This window comes from Streptomyces sp. NPDC127595 (assembly GCF_042671685.1).
In the GTDB taxonomy this organism is placed as follows: domain Bacteria; phylum Actinomycetota; class Actinomycetes; order Streptomycetales; family Streptomycetaceae; genus Streptomyces.
Genome location: NZ_JBHXWK010000002.1, coordinates 279,619 through 297,225, shown reverse-complemented (window position 1 = coordinate 297,225; position 17,607 = coordinate 279,619). Strand labels below are relative to the sequence as shown.

Annotated in this window: 15 protein-coding genes and 1 pseudogene; 3 read left to right on the top strand and 13 right to left on the bottom strand. The window is 71.4% G+C overall.

Annotated features, from left to right (window positions below):
* Positions 1-12 precede the first annotated feature (12 nt).
* The 4 genes from ACFVKT_RS07810 to ACFVKT_RS07795 are packed head-to-tail and all read right to left on the bottom strand — an operon-like array spanning position 13 to position 5,078.
* Complete coding sequence (locus ACFVKT_RS07810; RefSeq protein ID WP_385728712.1) at positions 13-1,395, bottom strand: XdhC family protein; 1,383 nt, start codon at positions 1,393-1,395, stop codon at positions 13-15.
* Positions 1,388-3,523, bottom strand: a complete 2,136-nt coding sequence (locus ACFVKT_RS07805; RefSeq protein WP_385728710.1) for a xanthine dehydrogenase family protein molybdopterin-binding subunit — start codon at positions 3,521-3,523, stop codon at positions 1,388-1,390. The genes ACFVKT_RS07810 and ACFVKT_RS07805 overlap by 8 nt, the downstream gene beginning before the upstream one ends.
* Positions 3,520-4,512, bottom strand: a complete 993-nt coding sequence (locus ACFVKT_RS07800) for an FAD binding domain-containing protein (RefSeq protein ID WP_385728708.1) — start codon at positions 4,510-4,512, stop codon at positions 3,520-3,522. The genes ACFVKT_RS07805 and ACFVKT_RS07800 overlap by 4 nt, the downstream gene beginning before the upstream one ends.
* Entirely contained in the window at positions 4,509-5,078 is a 570-nt protein-coding gene (locus tag ACFVKT_RS07795; protein ID WP_385728706.1) for a (2Fe-2S)-binding protein, read from the bottom strand. Before ACFVKT_RS07795 ends, ACFVKT_RS07800 begins: the two co-directional genes overlap by 4 nt.
* A 218-nt stretch (positions 5,079-5,296) precedes the next feature.
* On the opposite strand from ACFVKT_RS07795, the gene ACFVKT_RS07790 reads away from it, so the two are divergent.
* Together ACFVKT_RS07790 and ACFVKT_RS07785 are read left to right on the top strand one after the other, a co-directional pair.
* Positions 5,297-5,902 carry a TetR/AcrR family transcriptional regulator gene (locus ACFVKT_RS07790; RefSeq protein ID WP_385728704.1) on the top strand — a complete coding sequence of 202 codons (606 nt, stop codon included), beginning with the start codon at positions 5,297-5,299 and terminating at the stop codon, positions 5,900-5,902.
* A gap of 63 nt (positions 5,903-5,965) precedes the next feature.
* Complete coding sequence (locus ACFVKT_RS07785; protein ID WP_385728701.1) at positions 5,966-6,349, top strand: hypothetical protein; 384 nt, start codon at positions 5,966-5,968, stop codon at positions 6,347-6,349.
* 51 nt (positions 6,350-6,400) lie between these two features.
* Here ACFVKT_RS07785 and ACFVKT_RS07780 read toward each other — a convergent pair whose 3' ends face one another.
* The 3 genes and pseudogenes from ACFVKT_RS07780 to ACFVKT_RS07770 form a co-directional block, all read right to left on the bottom strand.
* The gene (locus ACFVKT_RS07780; RefSeq protein WP_385728698.1) at positions 6,401-7,033 is read right to left on the bottom strand and encodes a dihydrofolate reductase family protein; all 633 of its coding nucleotides are present in this window, start codon (positions 7,031-7,033) and stop codon (positions 6,401-6,403) included.
* A 92-nt stretch (positions 7,034-7,125) separates the two neighbouring features.
* Positions 7,126-8,089 (bottom strand): annotated as a pseudogene (locus ACFVKT_RS07775) (aldo/keto reductase).
* Between the two features lie 138 nt (positions 8,090-8,227).
* The gene (locus tag ACFVKT_RS07770) at positions 8,228-9,595 is read right to left on the bottom strand and encodes an FAD-dependent oxidoreductase (protein WP_385728696.1); all 1,368 of its coding nucleotides are present in this window, start codon (positions 9,593-9,595) and stop codon (positions 8,228-8,230) included.
* A gap of 277 nt (positions 9,596-9,872) precedes the next feature.
* Here ACFVKT_RS07770 and ACFVKT_RS07765 point away from each other — a divergent pair, with 277 nt between their 5' ends.
* Positions 9,873-10,694, top strand: a complete 822-nt coding sequence (locus tag ACFVKT_RS07765; protein ID WP_385728694.1) for a DUF1684 domain-containing protein — start codon at positions 9,873-9,875, stop codon at positions 10,692-10,694.
* Positions 10,695-10,771: 77 nt separating this feature from the next.
* Here ACFVKT_RS07765 and ACFVKT_RS07760 read toward each other — a convergent pair whose 3' ends face one another.
* From ACFVKT_RS07760 to ACFVKT_RS07735, 6 genes are read right to left on the bottom strand one after another with little or no spacing between them, the layout of a single operon-like run.
* The gene (locus ACFVKT_RS07760) at positions 10,772-11,581 is read right to left on the bottom strand and encodes a DUF427 domain-containing protein (protein ID WP_385728692.1); all 810 of its coding nucleotides are present in this window, start codon (positions 11,579-11,581) and stop codon (positions 10,772-10,774) included.
* A gap of 26 nt (positions 11,582-11,607) precedes the next feature.
* Positions 11,608-12,645: a 2-oxoglutarate and iron-dependent oxygenase domain-containing protein gene (locus ACFVKT_RS07755; protein WP_385728690.1), complete on the bottom strand. Its 1,038-nt coding sequence runs from the start codon at positions 12,643-12,645 to the stop codon at positions 11,608-11,610.
* Positions 12,646-12,689: 44 nt separating this feature from the next.
* Positions 12,690-13,535, bottom strand: coding sequence for an alpha/beta fold hydrolase (locus tag ACFVKT_RS07750; RefSeq protein WP_385728688.1), 846 nt, complete (start codon positions 13,533-13,535; stop codon positions 12,690-12,692).
* A gap of 8 nt (positions 13,536-13,543) precedes the next feature.
* Positions 13,544-15,790 (bottom strand): dipeptide ABC transporter ATP-binding protein, encoded by a 2,247-nt coding sequence (locus tag ACFVKT_RS07745; RefSeq protein ID WP_385728686.1) that lies wholly within the window; start codon positions 15,788-15,790, stop codon positions 13,544-13,546.
* Positions 15,787-16,653 carry an ABC transporter permease gene (locus ACFVKT_RS07740; protein ID WP_385728684.1) on the bottom strand — a complete coding sequence of 289 codons (867 nt, stop codon included), beginning with the start codon at positions 16,651-16,653 and terminating at the stop codon, positions 15,787-15,789. Before ACFVKT_RS07740 ends, ACFVKT_RS07745 begins: the two co-directional genes overlap by 4 nt.
* On the bottom strand, positions 16,650-17,606 hold the full coding sequence (locus ACFVKT_RS07735) for an ABC transporter permease (RefSeq protein ID WP_385728682.1): 957 nt from the start codon (positions 17,604-17,606) through the stop codon (positions 16,650-16,652). The genes ACFVKT_RS07740 and ACFVKT_RS07735 overlap by 4 nt, the downstream gene beginning before the upstream one ends.
* Position 17,607: the final 1 nt, after the last annotated feature.

Genomic DNA, 17,607 nt, shown 5'->3' with positions numbered 1-17,607 from the left:
ACCGGCACCGGGTCACGCGGCCGCCTCGGTGCGGGTCGGCTCTCCCGCGTCCCTCCCGTCCAGGTCACGGTGGATCGGCATCCCCGATCCGGTCAGCGGAACGCCGGTCCCTCCGCGGCGGGCCGCGACGATCTCCGCCGCGATGGACAGGGCGGTCTCCTCGGGCGTACGGGCGCCGAGGTCGAGCCCGATGGGGGACCGGAGGCGGGCCAACTCGGCGTCGGTGAGCCCGACTTCGCGCAGCCGGCGGTCACGGTCCTGATGGGTGCGACGCGAGCCCATCGCGCCGACGAACGCGACCGGCAGCCGCAGGGCCGTCTCCAGCAGCGGGATGTCGAACTTGGCGTCGTGCGTGAGCACACACAGCACCGTGCGCCCGTCGGTCCGTGTGCTCCGGAGGTAGCGGTGCGGCCAGTCGACCACGATCTCGTCGGCCTCGGGGAAGCGGAGGCGCGTGGCGAAGACGGGGCGGGCGTCGCACACGGTCACGTGGTAGCCGAGGAACCTGCCCGCCCGCACGAGCGCCGCGGCGAAGTCCACGGCACCGAACACGATCATGCGGGGCGGCGGCACGCGCGTCTCGACGAAGAGCGTCACTCCGCCCGGGCAGCTCGATCCGTCCTCCGAGATCTCGACCGTGCCCGTCCGGCCGGAATCCAGCATCGCGCGAGCCTCCGCCAGCGCCGTCCGGTCCACAGCCGGGAGGCCGTCGTCACCTGTGGGAGGGCCTCCGAGACCGCCGTCGTACGAGCCCTCCGGGCCGCCGTCGTACGAGCCCTCCGGGCCGCCGTCGTACGGGCCCTCCGGGCCGCCGTGGTACGAGGTGCTCGCACCGCCTTCGTACGAGGTGCTCGCGCCGCCCTCGTACGAGGTGCTCGCGCCGCCCTCGTACGAGGTGCTCGCGCCGCCCTCGCGCAACCCGACCGAGCCCCCGAGCCTCCCGTCATGCGAACCGTCGGCGTGGACCAACAGCGCCCCGCCGAGCAGCTCGGCCGGACCGCGGACCACCCGGGCCACGGCGACCGCCTCCCGGCGCGCCGCAGCCGACAGGGCAGCCGCGAGCATCTTCCCGTCGGGCGCGCCCGCTCGCACCGGCGTGACCAGGACATCGATGACCCCGCCGCAGGTGAGGCCCACCGCGAAGGCGTCCTCGTCGCTGTAGCCGAATCGTTCGAGCACCGGGTGGCCGTCCTGGAGCGCCTGGACGCACAGCTCGTACACCGCCCCTTCGACGCAGCCGCCGGAGACCGAACCGATGACCGTGCCCTCGCCGTCGACGGCGAGGGCGGCGCCCGGGCCGCGTGGCGCGCTGCCGCCGACGGACACCACGGTCGCGACGGCGAAGTCCCGGCCCTCCTCGGCCCACCGCTTCAGCTCGTCGGCGAGGTCAAGCATGTCCGCCCGCAGTCGCCGTCAGCACGCGGTCGGGCCTGATCGGCAGGTGACGGTGGCGTACGCCGGTCGCGTGCCAGACCGCGTTGGCGATCGCCGCCGCGCCGCCCACGACCCCGATCTCGCCGATGCCCTTGATGCCGACGGGGTCGTCGGGGTCCGGGTCGTCCACCCAGTCCGCCTCGATGGGCGGTATGTCGGCGTGCGCGGCGAAGTGGTAGCCCGCGAGGTCGGCGCCGACATGGCCGCCGGAGGCCTGGTCCCTGACCGCCTCCTCGTGCAGCGCCATGGAGAGCCCCCAGACCATCCCGCCGATGAACTGGCCTCGTGCGGTCAGCGGGTTGACGATCCGGCCGGCGGCGAAGATGCCGAGCATCCGCCGTACGCGTACTTCACCGCTGGTGACATCCACGGCGACCTCGGCGAACTGCGCCCCGAACGCGTTGCGTTCCATCTTTGACAGCGCGCGGACAGCTTCGGAGGTGTCGGACCGTACGGTGATCCCCTCGGGTGGAATGCCACCGCCCAGGGCCAGTTGCTCACGCAGCTCGGCCGACGCGACGGCGATCGCCCAGGCCCAGGAGCGGGTGCCCATGGAACCGCCGGCGATCATCGCGGGACCGAAGTCGCTGTCGGCGATCCGTACCCGCACCCGCCCCGGTGCCACCTCCAGCGCGTCCGCGGCGATCTGCGTCAGCGCGGTGCGCGCCCCCGTCCCGATGTCCGCCGCGGTGATCCGGACGGTGAAGGTACCGTCCGCCTCCGCCGTGACGGCCGCCGTCGACGGTGCGGAGAGCGTCGGGAACGCGGACGCCGCCATCCCGGTGCCGAGGAGCCAGCGCCCTTCACGGCGGATGCCGGGGCGCGGGTCGCGGTCCGCCCAGCCGAACCGGCGAGCGCCCTCCCGGTAGCAGGCGAGGACGTTGCGGCTGGCGAACGGCAGCCCGGATACAGGTCCCACGTCGGGTTCGTTGCGTACGCGCAGCTCGATCGGGTCGATGCCGCACTTCTCGGCGAGTTCGTCGAGCGCGGACTCCACCGCGAAGGAGCCCGGTGCCTCGCCCGGCGCGCGCATCCAGCTCGGCGTCGGCACATCCAGCCGTACGACACGGTTCACGGTGTGATGCGCGTCGGCGTCGTACATCGCATGCCCGAAGTTGGCGCTGCTCTCGACGAATTCGCGGACGGTCGAGGTCAGGCAGTGCGCCTGGTGGTCGAACGCGCGCAGCCGCCCTTCGGCGTCGGCGCCGAGCCTGACGCGCTGCGCGGTGGGGCTGCGGTAGCCGACCAGCGAGAACATCTGACGGCGGGTCATGACGACCCTGACCGGGCGGTGCAGGACGGTCGCCGCCATCACGGCGAGGACGGAGTGCGGACGGGTGCCCTTGGCTCCGAAGCCGCCACCGACGTGTTCGGACCGCACCCGCACCGAGTCCCGGTCGAGCGAGAACAGCTTCGCGAGCTCGTCCGCCACGAACGCGCTGCCCTGGTTGGAGTCGACGACTTCGAGCCGGCCGTTGTCCCAGCGCGCCATCGCCGCGTGCGGCTCCAGGGGGCTGTGGTGCTCCTCCGGCGTTGTGTATTCAGCGTCCACCACGACTTCGGACGCGGCGAGTTCGGACTCCAGGTCCCCTTTCGCCGTCTCCGAGTTCTCCGGTGTGTACGTCCCCGGTCGCCCGGCGGAGAACGCGACGTCGTGCGCCTCCTCGTCGTACCGGACCACCAGCGCCTCGGCGGCCTCCCTAGCCTGCTCGGGCGTCTCGGCGACGACCAGAGCCACCGGCCAGCCGACGAAGGGGACGCGGTCGTGCTGGAAGAGCTGCAGAATGGGGTCGGGCTGCCCGAAGGCGTTCGTGTAGTTCGCGTGGAGGCGCGGGGCGTTCCCGTGGTGCAGGACGGTGAGGACTCCGGGCATACCGAGGACGGGCGCGTCCTCCACCGAGCGGATACGCCCGCGGGCCGCGGTGGACAACACCAGCCAGCCGTGGGTGAGTTCGGCGTAGGGGATCTCTCCGGCGTAGCGGGCCGCTCCGGTGACCTTGGCCCTGCCCTCCACGCGGGTGCGGGCGGTACCGACGGCCCGGGTCGCGGCAGCGGTTCCGGTCGTCGTGGTCGGCGCAGGCGTCGTCATCGGGAAGCCTCCTCGGTGAGTTCGGTCAGCACGGCCACGACGAGGTTGCGGATCAGCGTCACCTTGTATCCGTTGTGGGGCAGCGCTTCGGCGGCCGCCAGTTCGGCGTCGGCCGCGGCGGCGAACGCCCCGGCGCTCACCGGTCCCCCGGTCAGCACCCGTTCGGCCTCCGAGGCCCGCCACGGCCGGGACGCCACCGCCCCGAAGGCCAGCCGCACTTCACGTACGACATCACCCTGGATATCGAGAGCGGCAGCGACCGAACCGACGGCGAAGGCGTACGAGGCGCGCTCGCGCACCTTGCGGTAGCGGGAGTTGGCGGCGACCCGCGCCGGCGGCAGGGTGACGCCGGTGATCAGTGCGCCGGGCGGCAGTGCCGTCTCCAGATGAGGGGTGTCACCCACGGGGAGGTAGAACTCCGCGAACGGCAACTCGCCCGGCCCGTCCGCCGTTTCGTACGACACGACGGCGTCGAATGCTGCGAGTGCGACCGCCATGTCCGAGGCGTGGGTGGCCACGCAGTGTGCGGAGGCCCCGAGGATGGCGTGGTTGTGGTGCTCGCCCTCGACGGCGGGGCAACCGCTGCCGGGGGCACGCCTGTTGCAGGGTTTCGACAGGTCGGTGAAGTAGCCGCAGCGGGTCCGCTGAAGCAGGTTCCCGCCGACCGTGGCCATGTTGCGCAGCTGGCCGGAGGCGCCGGCCAGGACGGCCTGTGTCAACGCCGGGTAGTGGCGGCGCACTTCGGGGTGGGCGGCCAGGTCGCTGTTGGTGACCGTCGCGCCGATGCGCAGCCCGTCGTCCGGCGTGAACTCGATCCGGTCGAGGGGCAGTTCGCGTACGTCGACGAGCCGGGCGGGCCTTTCCACGCCGGCCTTCATCAGGTCGACGAGGTTGGTGCCGCCACCGAGGAAGCGTGCCTCGGGGTCGGCGTCGAGCAGGGCGACCGCGCCGGATATGTCGAACGCGCGCTGATATGCGAACTCCCTCATGCCGCTGCCCCTTCGGTCCGGCTCTCGGTCTCGGCCGCCTGGGCCTGCGCGGCCCGCTCGACCGCCCGCACGATCGACACATACGCGCCGCAGCGGCACAGGTTGCCGCTCATGCGCTCGCGTATCTCGTCGGCGGTGAGCGGCGGGATCGCTGCTTCCGGCCGGACGTCGGCGGTGGCGGCGCTCGGCCAGCCCGCCGCGTGTTCCTCGATCACTGCGATGGCTGAACAGATCTGTCCCGGTGTGCAGTAGCCGCACTGGTAGCCGTCGAGGTCGAGGAAGGCCTGCTGGACGGGGTGCAGCCGGTCACCGTCCGCCACCCCTTCGATGGTCGTGACCGTCCGCCCCTCGGCGGCGACCGCGAGCTGAAGGCAGGAGAGGGCCCGGCGCCCGTCGAGCATGACCGTGCAGGCGCCGCACTGGCCCTGGTCGCAGCCCTTCTTGGTGCCGGTCAGGTCCAGGCGCTCGCGCAGCGCGTCGAGCAGGGTGGTGCGGTGGTCGACGGGCAGCGTGTGTTTCTCCCCGTTGATGTTCAGGGTGATGGCGCTCGACGTCGAGGGGGCCATGATCGGCCTTCTTTCGCATAGCACTACAGGTGAAGGAGTCGGTGGCAATGGACATCAGTCGGCCACACTGGCCTGATCTGCCGCTACAGTGGACTCTAAGCGGACAGTTGTCCGGTAGACCGAAAACCTAACGGACAGCTGTCCGCTTAGCAAGACCCGAGCCCGGCCGCGAGGTCGGCGGACTGCCCCTGACACACGGTTCAGGTCAGCCGGAGCCGATGCCGGAAGGAGGACCAGTGCAGCCTGACGACGACAAGGACACCCCCCTGCGTGTCGACGCCCAACGCAATCGCGAGCGCATTCTCGCAGTGGCGCTGACAGAGCTGACGTGCTCGGCGGACGCCCCGCTGAGCGTGATCGCGAAGAAGGCGGGCGTCGGGCAGGGGACGTTCTACCGGAACTTCCCGAACCGCGAGGCACTCGTCCTCGAGGTGTACCGCTACGAGGTGCAGCAGGTCGCCGACGCCGCGGCCCAGCTCCTGGAGACCCGCGCCCCCGACCAGGCCCTGCGGGAGTGGATGGACCGCCTCGCGCAGTACGCCATGGCCAAGGCCGGCCTGGCCGACGCATTGCGCAAGACCGCCGGCCCACCGCACGGCACCCTGGCCAAGGTGGGGTACGGCCCCGTGACCTCGGCCATCATCCTGCTGCTGAAGGCGAACGAGGAGGCGGGCACGATCCGCCCGGGAGTGACCCCCGACGACTTCATGCTCGCCATCGCGGGACTCTGGCAGATCGACCCGCACGGAGAGTGGCAGCCGCGCGCCGGACGGCTGCTGGACCTGGTCATGGACGGCTTGCGCGCGGGCGCACCCGGGTCTTGATCGACGCCCCCGCCTCCGGTGAACTGTCGGCCTGAAGTCTGCTGCGGGTAAGGAGACTTGGGCATGAGCGTTGAACCCGGGCCTGTGCTGATCCGCAATGAGGATCCCTGGCAGTCCCTGTTCGAGAACGGGGGCACCCGCTCCGGCCGGCGCGGCCATGTGCGCCTGCGGGTCTGGCGGGCCGCGCCGGATCAGCTCACGATCGTGCTGGCCGACACATACGGCCAGGACGACTTCTTCGCGGAACTGATCCTGATGCTGCGGGCCGAATACCCCGGCGACTCGATCAAGTTCTTCTTCCACCACCCCGGCGACTGGACCGCGCAGTTGCATTACCAGCCGATGACGCTGGACGACGAGGGAGAGGTGGTCAGGGGTGCGGAACTTCCTCCCCTCACGCTCGAGAACAGGCTCGGTCCCAGCCTGAGCGAGACCGACCGACCGTAGGACAAGTCGGGCGGATACGGCGGCGCATGAGCTTCGTCCCTGGGGACGGGGTCAGCGACGGACCAGCCTGGCGTGCGTGACAGCCGCCGAGCTGACCAGCTCCGCAACCCGGTAGCCGTCGACCCCGTCCCCCAGGTTGTCGAACAGCCGCTCCCCCCTCCCGAGGAGATTCGGGAAGATGGCGAAGTGCAGCTCGTCGATCAGACCGGCCCGCAGATACTGCTGAACGGTGGCCGCCCCTCCGCCGATCCGCACGTCCTTGCCCGCCGCCGCCTCGAACGCCCGCTCCAGCACCTTCTCGACGGGCTCGTCGGTGAAGTGGAACGTGGTCCCGCCCTCCATCACCAGCGCGGGCCGCAGGTGGTGCGTGTGCACGAACACATCGTTGTGGTAGGGCGGGTTGTCGCCCCACCAGCCGCGCCAGGTCTCGTCCGCCCACGGTCCTCGCTGGGGCCCGAACATGTTGCGCCCCATGATCGTGGCCCCGATGTTCTCCTCACTGCGGGCGACGTGGCCGACATCGATCCCCGTCCTCCCCTCGGCCCGGTCGCGCAGTGCGGCGAACATCCACGCGTGCATCTCCTCCCCGAAGCCCTCGCCGAGCGGATACTCCAGTCGCTGGTCGTGGCCGGCGGCGAAGCCGTCCAGCGAGATCGTGATGTTGTGTACGCGCAGCTTCTGCATGGCCGTACTCCTTGGGTTCGTCGTTTCCCGCTCTCACTCCTACGTCGAACAAGAAACACCCGGATCGACAGCCCTCGGCGGCGACTTGCGGATCAGGAGTAGAAGTTGCGCTGCCACCGGTGCCCGGCCAGCACTGCGAGCTGGTCTGCGGTGAGCGGGCGTCCGTCGCTCACGGCCGTGTTGCGCTCGACATTGCGTACGGTGCGCATGCCGGGGATGACTGTGGAGACCGCCGGCGAGCTCAGGACGAACCGCAGGGCGTGCTCGGCGATCTCGTCGGGAGCGATGCCGAGGTCGGCGGTGAGGGCGGCGACCCGCCGTTCGACCTGCGCCGGGCGATCGTCGCGGAAGTAGCGCCTGCGGAAGTCGCCTTCGGGGAACGTCGATCCGGCGGTGATCCGGCCGGTGAGACCCCCCTCGTCGAGGGCCACCCGCACGATGACGCCGACGCCGTGTTCCGCGCAGGCCGGGAGGAAGGTGTCGGCGGGCGCCTGGTCGAAGATGTTGTAGATGACCTGCACGCTGTCCACGGCGCCGCTGCGGACCAGCGCGAGTGCGCTGTCGGGCCGGTGGTCGTTGACGGAGACGCCGAACAGGCGGATTTTCCCCTCCCGCTTCAGCTCGGCGATCGTCTCGAGCCAGTCGCCGCGGCCCAGCCAGTCGTCGCTCCAGACGTGGAACTGCAGTACGTCGAAGTGGTCGAGGCCGCTCGCGCGCAGACTGGTCTCCAGGCTTGCGCGGATGTGCTCGCCGGGGAACGCCTCGGCCGGGTCGCTGCCCTCGGGCGCCGGCCAGACGCGGTTCTTCGGGGCACCTTGGTCGCGACGAGCACCTCGTCGCCGGCTCGTTCCCGGACGAGCCGGCCGACGATCCGCTCGCTCTCGCCGTAGCCGCGAGCGGTGTCGATGAAGTTCACGCCCAGGTCGATGGCACGGTGCAGGGCGCGCAGGGAGTCATCCTCGGTGGCGCCCACCCGGCGGACTCGCCGATCCCCCACGCCCCGTAACCGATCTCGGACACGGACAGTCCACTGTGTCCCAGTTCGCGATAGCGCACCATCGACCTCCACGTCATGGTCCTCGTCCCGGCCGGGCCGGGGTCCGGGACTCCGCCACGGACACCGGTCGACGATACGGCCCGGAGATCACGGCCGTGCTCCGAGGTCCTGGAGGTCACACGCCGCGCTCCGAGGTGCTACGCACCGCTCGCGTCCAGCATCTCCTCGCGCTCGACGATCTTCACGCGCTCGCGGCCCTGCGGTTCGCCGAGCGCCTTCTCCGCGGCGTCGAGGCGGTACCAGCCCTCCCACGTGGTGTAGCGGACGTTCCGCTCGGCCAGGAACGCGTCCACTGCCTCCGGGGCGGGCGCGGCGGGCGTGTGCAGACGGCCGTTGCCGTGGTCGTCGAGCAGGCTGGCCACCGTCTCGTTGGCGTCGCCCTTGGTGTGGCCGATCAGACCGACCGGGCCGCGCCGGATCCAGCCGGTGACGTACGTCGACTGCAGGTGCTCGCCGGTCTCCCCGATCACCCGGCCGCCCTGGTCCGGAACCGTGCCGGAGTCGACGTCCCAGGGCAGCTTGGGCAGCTTGTCGGAGAGGTAGCCGACGGCCCGGTAGACGGCGCCGAGGTCCCAGTCCTTGAACTCGCCGGTGCCCTTGACGTTGCCGGTGCCGTCCAGCGCGGTGCGCTCGGTGCGCAGGCCGACGACCTTGCCGTCCTCGCCGAGGATCTCGGTGGGCGACTCGAAGAAGTGCAGGAAGAGCTTGTGCTGCCGGTCGCCGACATCGCGGATGGCCCAGTTCTCCAGGGTCTTGGCGACCATGTCGGTCTGCTTCTCACCGCGCCGGGCCGCGATCGAGCCCTCGTCGTAGTCGATGTCCTCGGGGTCGACGATGACCTCGATGTTCGGGGAGTGGTCCAGCTCCCGCAGCTCCATGGGGCTGAACTTCGCCTGCGCCGGACCGCGCCGGCCGAAGACGTGGACCTCCAGCGCCTTGTTGGCCTTGAGGCCGTCGTGGACGTTCGGCGGGATCTCGGTCGGCAGCAGCTCGTCCGCCGTCTTGGCCAGGATGCGGGCCACGTCGAGGGCGACATTGCCGACGCCGAGGACGGCGACCTTCTCGGCGTCGAGCGGCCAGGTCCGCGGTACGTCCGGGTGTCCGTCGTACCAGGAGACGAAGTCCGCCGCGCCGTACGAGCCGTCGAGGTCGATGCCGGGTATGGCGAGCGCCCGGTCGGACGTCGCGCCGGTGGAGAAGATCACCGCGTCGTAGAAGGCGCGCAGGTCGTCGAGGTTGATGTCGCCCGGGTAGTCGACGTTGCCGAAGAGGCGGACCTGGGGCTTGTCGAGAACCTGGTTCAGGGCCTTGACGATGCCCTTGATCCGCGGGTGGTCGGGGGCGACGCCGTAGCGGATCAGTCCGAAGGGGGCCGGCATCCGCTCGAAGAGGTCTATGGAGACACCGGGCTCGGTCGCCGCCACTGCGGACTTCAGCAGCGCGTCGGCAGCGTAGATCCCGGCGGGGCCGGCTCCGACAATGGCTACCCGCAGAGGGCGAGGCATGTTCAGGTTCCCTTCGAGCGACAACAGACGTACTCGCCGGGAAGCCTAAACTAAGGCAAGCCTAAGTCAGTAGTCGGGTTCGATCTATGAACTCATAAGTCCGGCTTATGAGCCCACGGGCCGTGGAAATCGCCCGGCAGACCCCTGAAAACGCGAGCGGCACTGCCGCCGTACCGATGCGGAATGACCTACGGGGCGCGGCGGTTGCAGTGACCAGACGAATGCGGCGGACGGGCGGTGCGCCTGTCCGTCCACGGCGCCATACGAGGGAGCGGGCATGACGGTCCAAGAGGTCGACCTGGGCAGCTTCGTACACGAGTGGGAGCAGTGGCACAGCGCGAAGGAAGAGGTGCTCGCGGGTCCGCACGGGTTTCTCGCGATCACGAGCCTGCGCTGGCTGAGTGCGGAGCCGGCTCGGTTCGAGGACGCCCCGGGAGCCTGGTCGAGCACCGCCGACGGGGTGGTGGTCGAGCTGGACGAGGGTGAGGAGCTGACCGTCGACGGCACGGCGGTGCACGGCCGGTACGACTTCGGGGTCATCGCCGAACGGGCCAGCGTCCAGGCCGGCTGGGGTGACGCGGTGATCGAGGTCGCCAAGCGCGGGGGCCACGACATCGTGCGGCCCCGCCACCCCGACAGCGCGCTGCGCGTCGCCTTCACCCGGACCCCGGCCTACGCGCCCGACCCCCGCTGGGTCCGCACCGGGCGGTTCCTGCCCTACGCCGAGCCGCGCCCGGTGACCGTCGGCGCCGCCGTCGAAGGCCTGGAACACGTCTACGACTCCCCAGGCCAGGTCGAGTTCGAACTGGACGGCACGCCGCACCGGCTGACCGCCTTCAACGGCAGGGTCCCGGGCAGCCTGATGGTGCTGTTCACGGACAGGACCTCCGGCGTGACCACGTACGCTGCGAACCGCTCCCTCCAGATCTCTCCCCCGGACGGCGAGGGCAGGGTGACCGTCGACTTCAACCGCGCCGGCAACCTCCCCTGCGCCTACACGGACCTGGCGACCTGCCCGCTCCCGCCGACGGAGAACCGGCTGCCGGTCGCCGTCGAAGCGGGCGAGAAGATCCCGCTGGAGCGTGGCGGCCGGCTCTGACCCTGCTTCGGGCCCGGTCTTCGTCGGCGGGCGGCGGCGCGGTGCCGCCCGCCGACGGGGGCTTCACGAGCTGCTCCTTACGGTCGCGCCGCGAGCTGCTCGTTGAAGAGCGTCACGGGGCGGGCCAGTCGTTCGCCGTCCACAGTGATGTCGACCACCTCGTTGTAGAAGGCGACGCGTCCCTCGATGGCGGCCACCGCGGGCAGCGGGTCCGGATAGCTCCAGACGATGTTCGGCGGCAGGTCGGCCCCACCGCGCCACAACCAGTACTCGGCGGTGCCCTTGTAAGGGCAGACACTGCTGTGGTCGCTGGGGTCCAGGAGATCGAAGCGGATGTCCTCCCGCGGGATGTAGTACCGCGTGGGAAGCCCGGTCTCGAAGAGCAGTACCGCCCGGCGGGTGTCCGCGACGACCGTGCCGTCGATCTCGACCTGGACATGCCGACTGCTCGGCAGGGCGTCCACCCGCTTGTGCGGATCCCGGGGGTGCTTGAAGATCTCTTCCTCCTCCTCGTACCAGTGGTCGAGGACCTTGTCGGCGCGCCGGAACCAGTCGAAGGCGATGTGGCCGGCCAGGTCCTCGGCGGGGAAGGTCCAGGCCGCGTTCTCCACCAGCTCGCCGCCGGCTTCCAGGTCGTAGAAGATCTGCGATCCGGTGCGGGTGCCCGTCGGAGGGTTCTTGGCGGGGCGGAGCAGGTCCTCACGGACGTCCTCGCGCGGGAAGGCGTACAGCGGGACGACCTGTCCGGGCTCCCACACGAGGACGGGGCGCTTGCTGTCGACGATGGTGATGTCGCCCTTGCGGCCGCGCACCCAGCGTTCGCTGGGCTCCCACAGGAGACCTTCCGGGGTGGCCTCGATGGCCACCGCGGTGAGAAGAGTGGTCATGTTCGGTTCTCCTTCGGCTCGGCCGGTCAGGCGGAAGTGACTTCGGCGACGTACGGCCGGCTCTCGCGCCAGGCGGCGAGCTGCTCGGGGCGGCCGAACACCCTCAGGTACTCCTCCACGTTCCCGTTCGCCCGCTCCCACACCGAGACCGGTTCGAAGTCGGAGCCGTCGGCGTCGGCGAAGGCGGGCAGCGGTTCGACGACCGTGTCGAGGCCGGGGTGGACGAAGACGGCCGAGGACCGACGGGTCACCGCGCCGCCGGCCACCACACGGTGCCGTCCCGGACGCAGCCGCCCGTCCGTCCAGTTCGTCAGAAGGGTGCCGGTGAACACCTGGAGGGCGTCCGGCCTGATGGGGACAGGGATCCAGCTTCCGTCGGGGCGCTGGCCATGCAGACCGGGGTACTCGCCCTGCTGGTGGAGCACGGTGAGTGCGGAGCCGTCGGCGTGTTCCAGGAGGAGCAGCTTGTCCTCGGCCGACGGTGCTTCGGCCTGCTCCGCGTCTGAACTGTGCTGCCACGTCGGGTAGTTGTTGACGACGGTCGTCGTGTAGAAGTCGTCGCCGAGCGGGAAGGTGTCCGCCGGAACGCCGAGCACACGCGCGTAGAGGCCAAGGACACGGCGGGCGACGTCGACGAACGCGTCCTGGTAGCGGTGGGTCGCGGCGCGCAGGCCCGGTTCCTGCGGCGGCCACACGTTGACGTCCTTGAAGAGCGTGGCGTGCTCCGGTGTGAGCCCGGCGGCCTCGGCGGCGATGGCGTCGTCGTACTGGCCGATGTTGTACCGCTCCAGCTCCAGCCGCCCGAAGTCGTCGGGCCACTGGCGCCAGCCGCGGTAGGGGTGTCCGGTGGGGCTGGCCAGCAGTTCCTTCTGTTCGCGGGGCAGGTCGAGGACCCGCCCGAAGCCCTCGTTGAACTCGGCGATCACCTCGGCGGGCACACCGTGGTTGACGACCTGGATGATGCCGATGGTCTCGGCGGCCCTGCGTACGGTGGCCAGCAGTTCGTCCGGGGCGTCGTCGGCGAGCGCCGCGGCGAGGTCGATGACGGGAATGTCGTCCGACATGGGGACTCCTAGGGTTCCGTGGGATCCGTGGGTCGAGGAAGGGTTCAGTGGGTGAGCGGTCGGAGTGCGTCGGCCAGGGCCTGCACGCCGGGCCGGACGGTGACGGTCTCGGCGTCGGGCACCTCGGCGCGGAGGCGGTCCAGGGACGACGCGTCGAGCGGACCGTCCTCGGTGCGGATGAGCAACGGGGCCGGTGCGGCGGCGAGTTGTTCCCAGAGCGTGGGGTCGTCGAGTCCGGTGGGGGCAGCAGCCGGGAGGCCGCCGAGGTGGTGCCGCCAGGTCCAGGTGCCGTCCGCGTCCCGCTCCGTCTCCAGCCGCGCCGTCCGTTCCGCGTCCGGCGCGCCGCGCTCGGCGAGATAGGCCGCCGCCTCGTCGGGACCGGCGAAGGCGGGGCTGGGAGAGGGCCACAGCCGAAGCCCCGGCGAGGCGGTTCCGGGCAGCGTGTCGACGAGGACGAGGCGTCCGGCGGATTCCGGGAACCTCGCGGTCAGCGCGATCGCTGCCAGTGCGCCCAACCCCACTCCCACGACGGGTACTGGGCCCGGCGCGAAGGAACGGATCGCCTCCGCCAGGGCGGCTGCCTGCCTGCGCGGGCGGTAGTCGCCCCGGCTGCGGCGGCTGGACCGCCCGTGCCCGGGCAGGTCGAGCGCGACGGCGGGCCGGTCGAGCGCCAGCAGCACGTCGTCCCAGGCACGGGCGCTCGCACCGGCGTCGTGGAGCAGAACGAGGGCGGGGGGTTTCGTGTGCCAGAAGACACCGCCCACGTGGTCGCCGGTCGCGACGGTCACCCAGCGCCGCTGGACGACGGGAGCGGGGTGCCCCGCGGGCACCCGCGCCGTCAGCTCGCCGAACTCCTCGGCGGCGGCACCGGTCGTGGTGGTCAGGGACATCACATCTCCTAGAGATCGACGGGTGTGGTCACATTGAGGTCGTCCGCCTGACGGATACCGACAGGCAGCTCCGCGGCGGCGAGATGGCAGCGCACGATGTGTCCGGCGCCCAGGTCCCGCTCCGGGGGCGGCGCTTCCTCGCACAGTCCGGTGATCCGGCGGGCGCAGCGGTCGGCGAAGCGGCAGCCGCCCGGCCGGGCGGTCGACAGGGGTGCTGCGTCGGACGCGTGCGGCGTCACGGGCCGCGCCGCCGCCTCCACCAGCAGGGCCGTGTACGGGTGGGAAGGGCCGCTCAGTACGTCGGCTGCGGGGCCCTCCTCGACGATGACGCCCCGGTACATGACGGCGATCCGGTCGGCGAGGTACCCGACGACCGCGAGGTCGTGCGAGATGAAGAGATACGACGTGCCCGTACGGTCGCGCTGCTCGGCCAGCAGCTCAAGAACCGCTGCCTGCACGCTCACGTCGAGCGCGGAGACCGGTTCGTCACAGATCACCAGGTCGGGTCGGCCCGCGAAACTCCGGGCGATCGAGACCCGCTGCTTCTGCCCTCCGGACAGCTGCCCGGGACGGCGGTCGAGGAGGTCGGCGTCGATGCGGGTGCGTGCGAGGAGGTGGCCGAGGGCGCTCGGCTGCGTTTCCGGGATCTCGGTCGGCGCCTCAGCCGGCGCCGTGGCAGCTTCCTTGCCGGGCGCTGTGGCGGTCTGCTCGGCGAGGTCCTTGGCAGGCGCTGTGGCGGGCCCCTTGGCGAGGTCCTTGGCAGGCGGCTCGGCAAGCGCCGAGACAGACCGCTCGGCAGGCACTGCGGCGGACGCCGCGGCGGGCTCCTCGGCAAGCACTGCGGCGGACGCCGCGGCGGGCTCCTCGGCAAGCACTGCGGCGGGCGCCTCGGTGGGCTCCGCCAGCGTGGCAAGCGCTCGGTTCAGTACCGTCCGCACCCGGTGACTCGGGTTGAGCGTGGCGTCCGGGTTCTGGAAGACCATCTGGATGCGCCGGCGGACGCCTGCCTCGCGCCGGGCGAGGCGAGCGGGCAGCTCCTCGCCCCGGAGACGCAGACTCCCCACGCCGTCGGGGGCGAGACCCGCGATCGCCCGGGCCAGAGTCGTCTTTCCGCTGCCCGACTCCCCCACCAGACCAAGGACTTCGCCCTCGCGGATGGTGAGGTCGACGTGGTCGACGGCGACGGTCGGCCCGAACTCCCTTACCAGCCCACGGACTTCGACAAGCGCCGCACCTGTCTCTCCGGTCCTCCGTCCGTGCGGCCGCACCAGCTCGACGGGCACCGCGCTCTTCCCCGGATGCAGGCAGCGAACCGCACGCCCCGGTACGGCATCCGGGTCCAGCACGGGTTCGGCCGCCCGGCAGGCGTCCTCGGCCAGGGTGCAGCGCGGGGCGAACGCGCAGCCCGCGATGGTCTCGCCGGGCAACGGCAGGCGGCCCGGCACGGGCAGCAGCGGCCGCTCGTGGCGGGTGGTGCCGAGGACGGGGACGGCTGCGAGAAGGCCCGCGGTGTACGGGTGGGCGGGCGCCGCCAGCACCTCCCGTACCGGCCCCGTCTCGACGAGGCGTCCCGCGTACAGCACGCCCACGCGGTCACACATCCGGCCGATCAGGCCGAGGTCGTGACTGACGAAGACGACGGCGGCGTTCAGCCTGCCGCGCAACTCCGCCAGCAGGCCGAGGACTTCGTGCTCGACGGAGGCGTCGAGGCCCGTCGTCGGCTCGTCGAGGACCAGCAGCCGGGGCTCGGTGGCGAGCGCGGCGGCGATGACGACGCGTTGCTGCTGGCCGCCGGACAGCTGGTGCGGATAGCGGCGTACCAGCCGCTCGGGGTCGGGCAGCCGCACCGTGCGCAGCAGTTCGATGACCCGCTCCGTGGTCTGACGCCGGGACAGGCCGTGGACCCGTAGCACGCCGGCGAGCTGCCTTCCGATGCGCATGGTCGGGTCGAGCGAGCCCGCCGCGTCCTGGTGCACGAAGGCGAGTTCGGCCGCCCGCCACTCCCGCAGCCGCCGCCCGGTGAGGCCCAGGACGTCGGTGCCGTCCAGCCGTACGCTGCCCGCGAGCGCCCTGCCACCCGGCGCGAAATGGCGGGCCAGCGCGTACGCCAGCGTCGACTTGCCGCAGCCGGACTCTCCGACAAGGCCGTAGATCTCGCCCGGGGCGACGCTGAACGACACGTCGTACAGCACCTGCGCGGAGCCGTACGCGCTGCTCAACCCCTCGACGACAAGGCCGTGTTCCTCCGTACTCATACCTCACCCCCGGATGTCCGGCGCGAGCTGTCCGCGACCAGCGCGACTCCCACCACTAGCGAGACGATGGCCAGCGCGGGCGCGAGCACGGTCCAGGGCGCGTTGCTCAGCCACAGCCGGTTGTCGGCGACGGCCGCGCCCCACTCCGGTGAGCCCGGGGGCTGACCGAGGCCCAGGAAGGAGAGGGTGGCGGCGGCGAACACCGCGTCGCCGAGCCGCGAGGTGGCCTCGACGTACACCGTGGGGCGGACGTTGGGGAGGATCTCGCGGACGAGTAGCGACCAGAGGGGTTCGCCGCGCAGCCGTGCCGCCTCGGCGTACGGCTTCTCCCGTTCGACGAGTGTGGCCGCCCGGACGCTGCGGGCGACGAGGGGCGTGAGGGCCGCGCCGACGACGAGGACCAGGACGAACGTCGAGCGGCCGAGCAGCGCCATGAACAGGACGGCGGCAATGATCGCGGGGAAGACCACGACGGCGTCGACGATCCGCATCACCACCTCGTCGAGCCGGCCGCCCACACCTCCCGTGACCAGACCCAGGAAGGTGCCGGTGAGTACGGCGAGGGCTGTCGCGAAGGGGGCGACCTCCAGGACGGGACGGGCGCCGGCGAGGGTGCGGGAGAGGACGTCACGGCCGAACTGGTCGGTGCCCAGCAGGTGTTCACCGCCCGGTGACAGAAAGCGGTCCTGGGGGCGCTGGGTGTCGGGCGCGTACGGCACGAGGTGCGGCCAGAACACGGCGACCGTCGTCCACAGCACGAGGACAGTGGCGCCGACGAATGCGGCCACGGACAGCCGGGCCGGCGGACGCGATGCCGTTGCCACGGCGTTCTTCGCAGATGCACTCGCCGTCGAGGCACTCATGCCGCACCTCCGAGCCGTATCCGCGGATCCAGCAGCCGGTAGACGACGTCGGCGAGCAGCACGACCAGCATGTAGAGGACGCCGAGCACCAGGGCGCTGGCCTGGAGCGTCGGGATGTCCTTGTTCTGCGCGGCCTGGAGCAACAGAGCTCCGGCGCCCGGGTAGTTGAAGAGGAGTTCGACCACGACGATGCCGCCGAGCAGATACTGGAGCTGGACGCCGAGGGCGCTGGTCGCCGGGACCGTGGCGTTGCGCAGCACATGCCGCAGCACGATCCGGGTCGCCGGGACACCGCGCAGGCGTGCCGCGCGGACGTAGGGGCCCTCCACCACGGCGACGGTGCTGGCGCGCACATGCCGTGCGACGTAGCCGGTGCACACCAGGACCAGTGAGATCGCGGGCAGGATCAGGTGCCAGAGCGTGTCACCGAGCCCATCATGCCCCGGCTGGGTCTGCGCGGAGGCGGGGAACCAGCGCAACTCCACGGCGAAGACCACCAGCAGGACGACTCCGGTGACGAACTCGGGTGTGGCGCCGAGGGCCAGGGTCGTCGAGCTGATGAGCCGGTCCGGGACGCGGTCGTGGAAGAGGCCCGCGAGCACGCCAAGGGTGAGGGCGACCGGCACCAGCAGCAGGAACGCGAACAGCGCGAGGAACAACGAGTGTCCAAGGCGCTCCAGGAGCAGGGCGCGCACGGGCACGTGAAGTGTGTACGAGGTGCCCCAGTCGCCCGTGACGAAGTGGCCCAGCCATGTCACGTACTGCACGGCGAGCGGCCGGTCCAGGCCGAGTTGGTGGTTGAGGGTCCGGACCGAGCTGTCGGAGGCCTCGCGGCCGAGCACGGTGCGGGCCACGTCACCGGGGAGCACCTGGGTGGCGAGGAACACCAGTAGTGAGACGGCGAGCAGGGTCAGCGGGATGGCCGCGAGGCGTCGCAGCAGGAACCTTCGCATG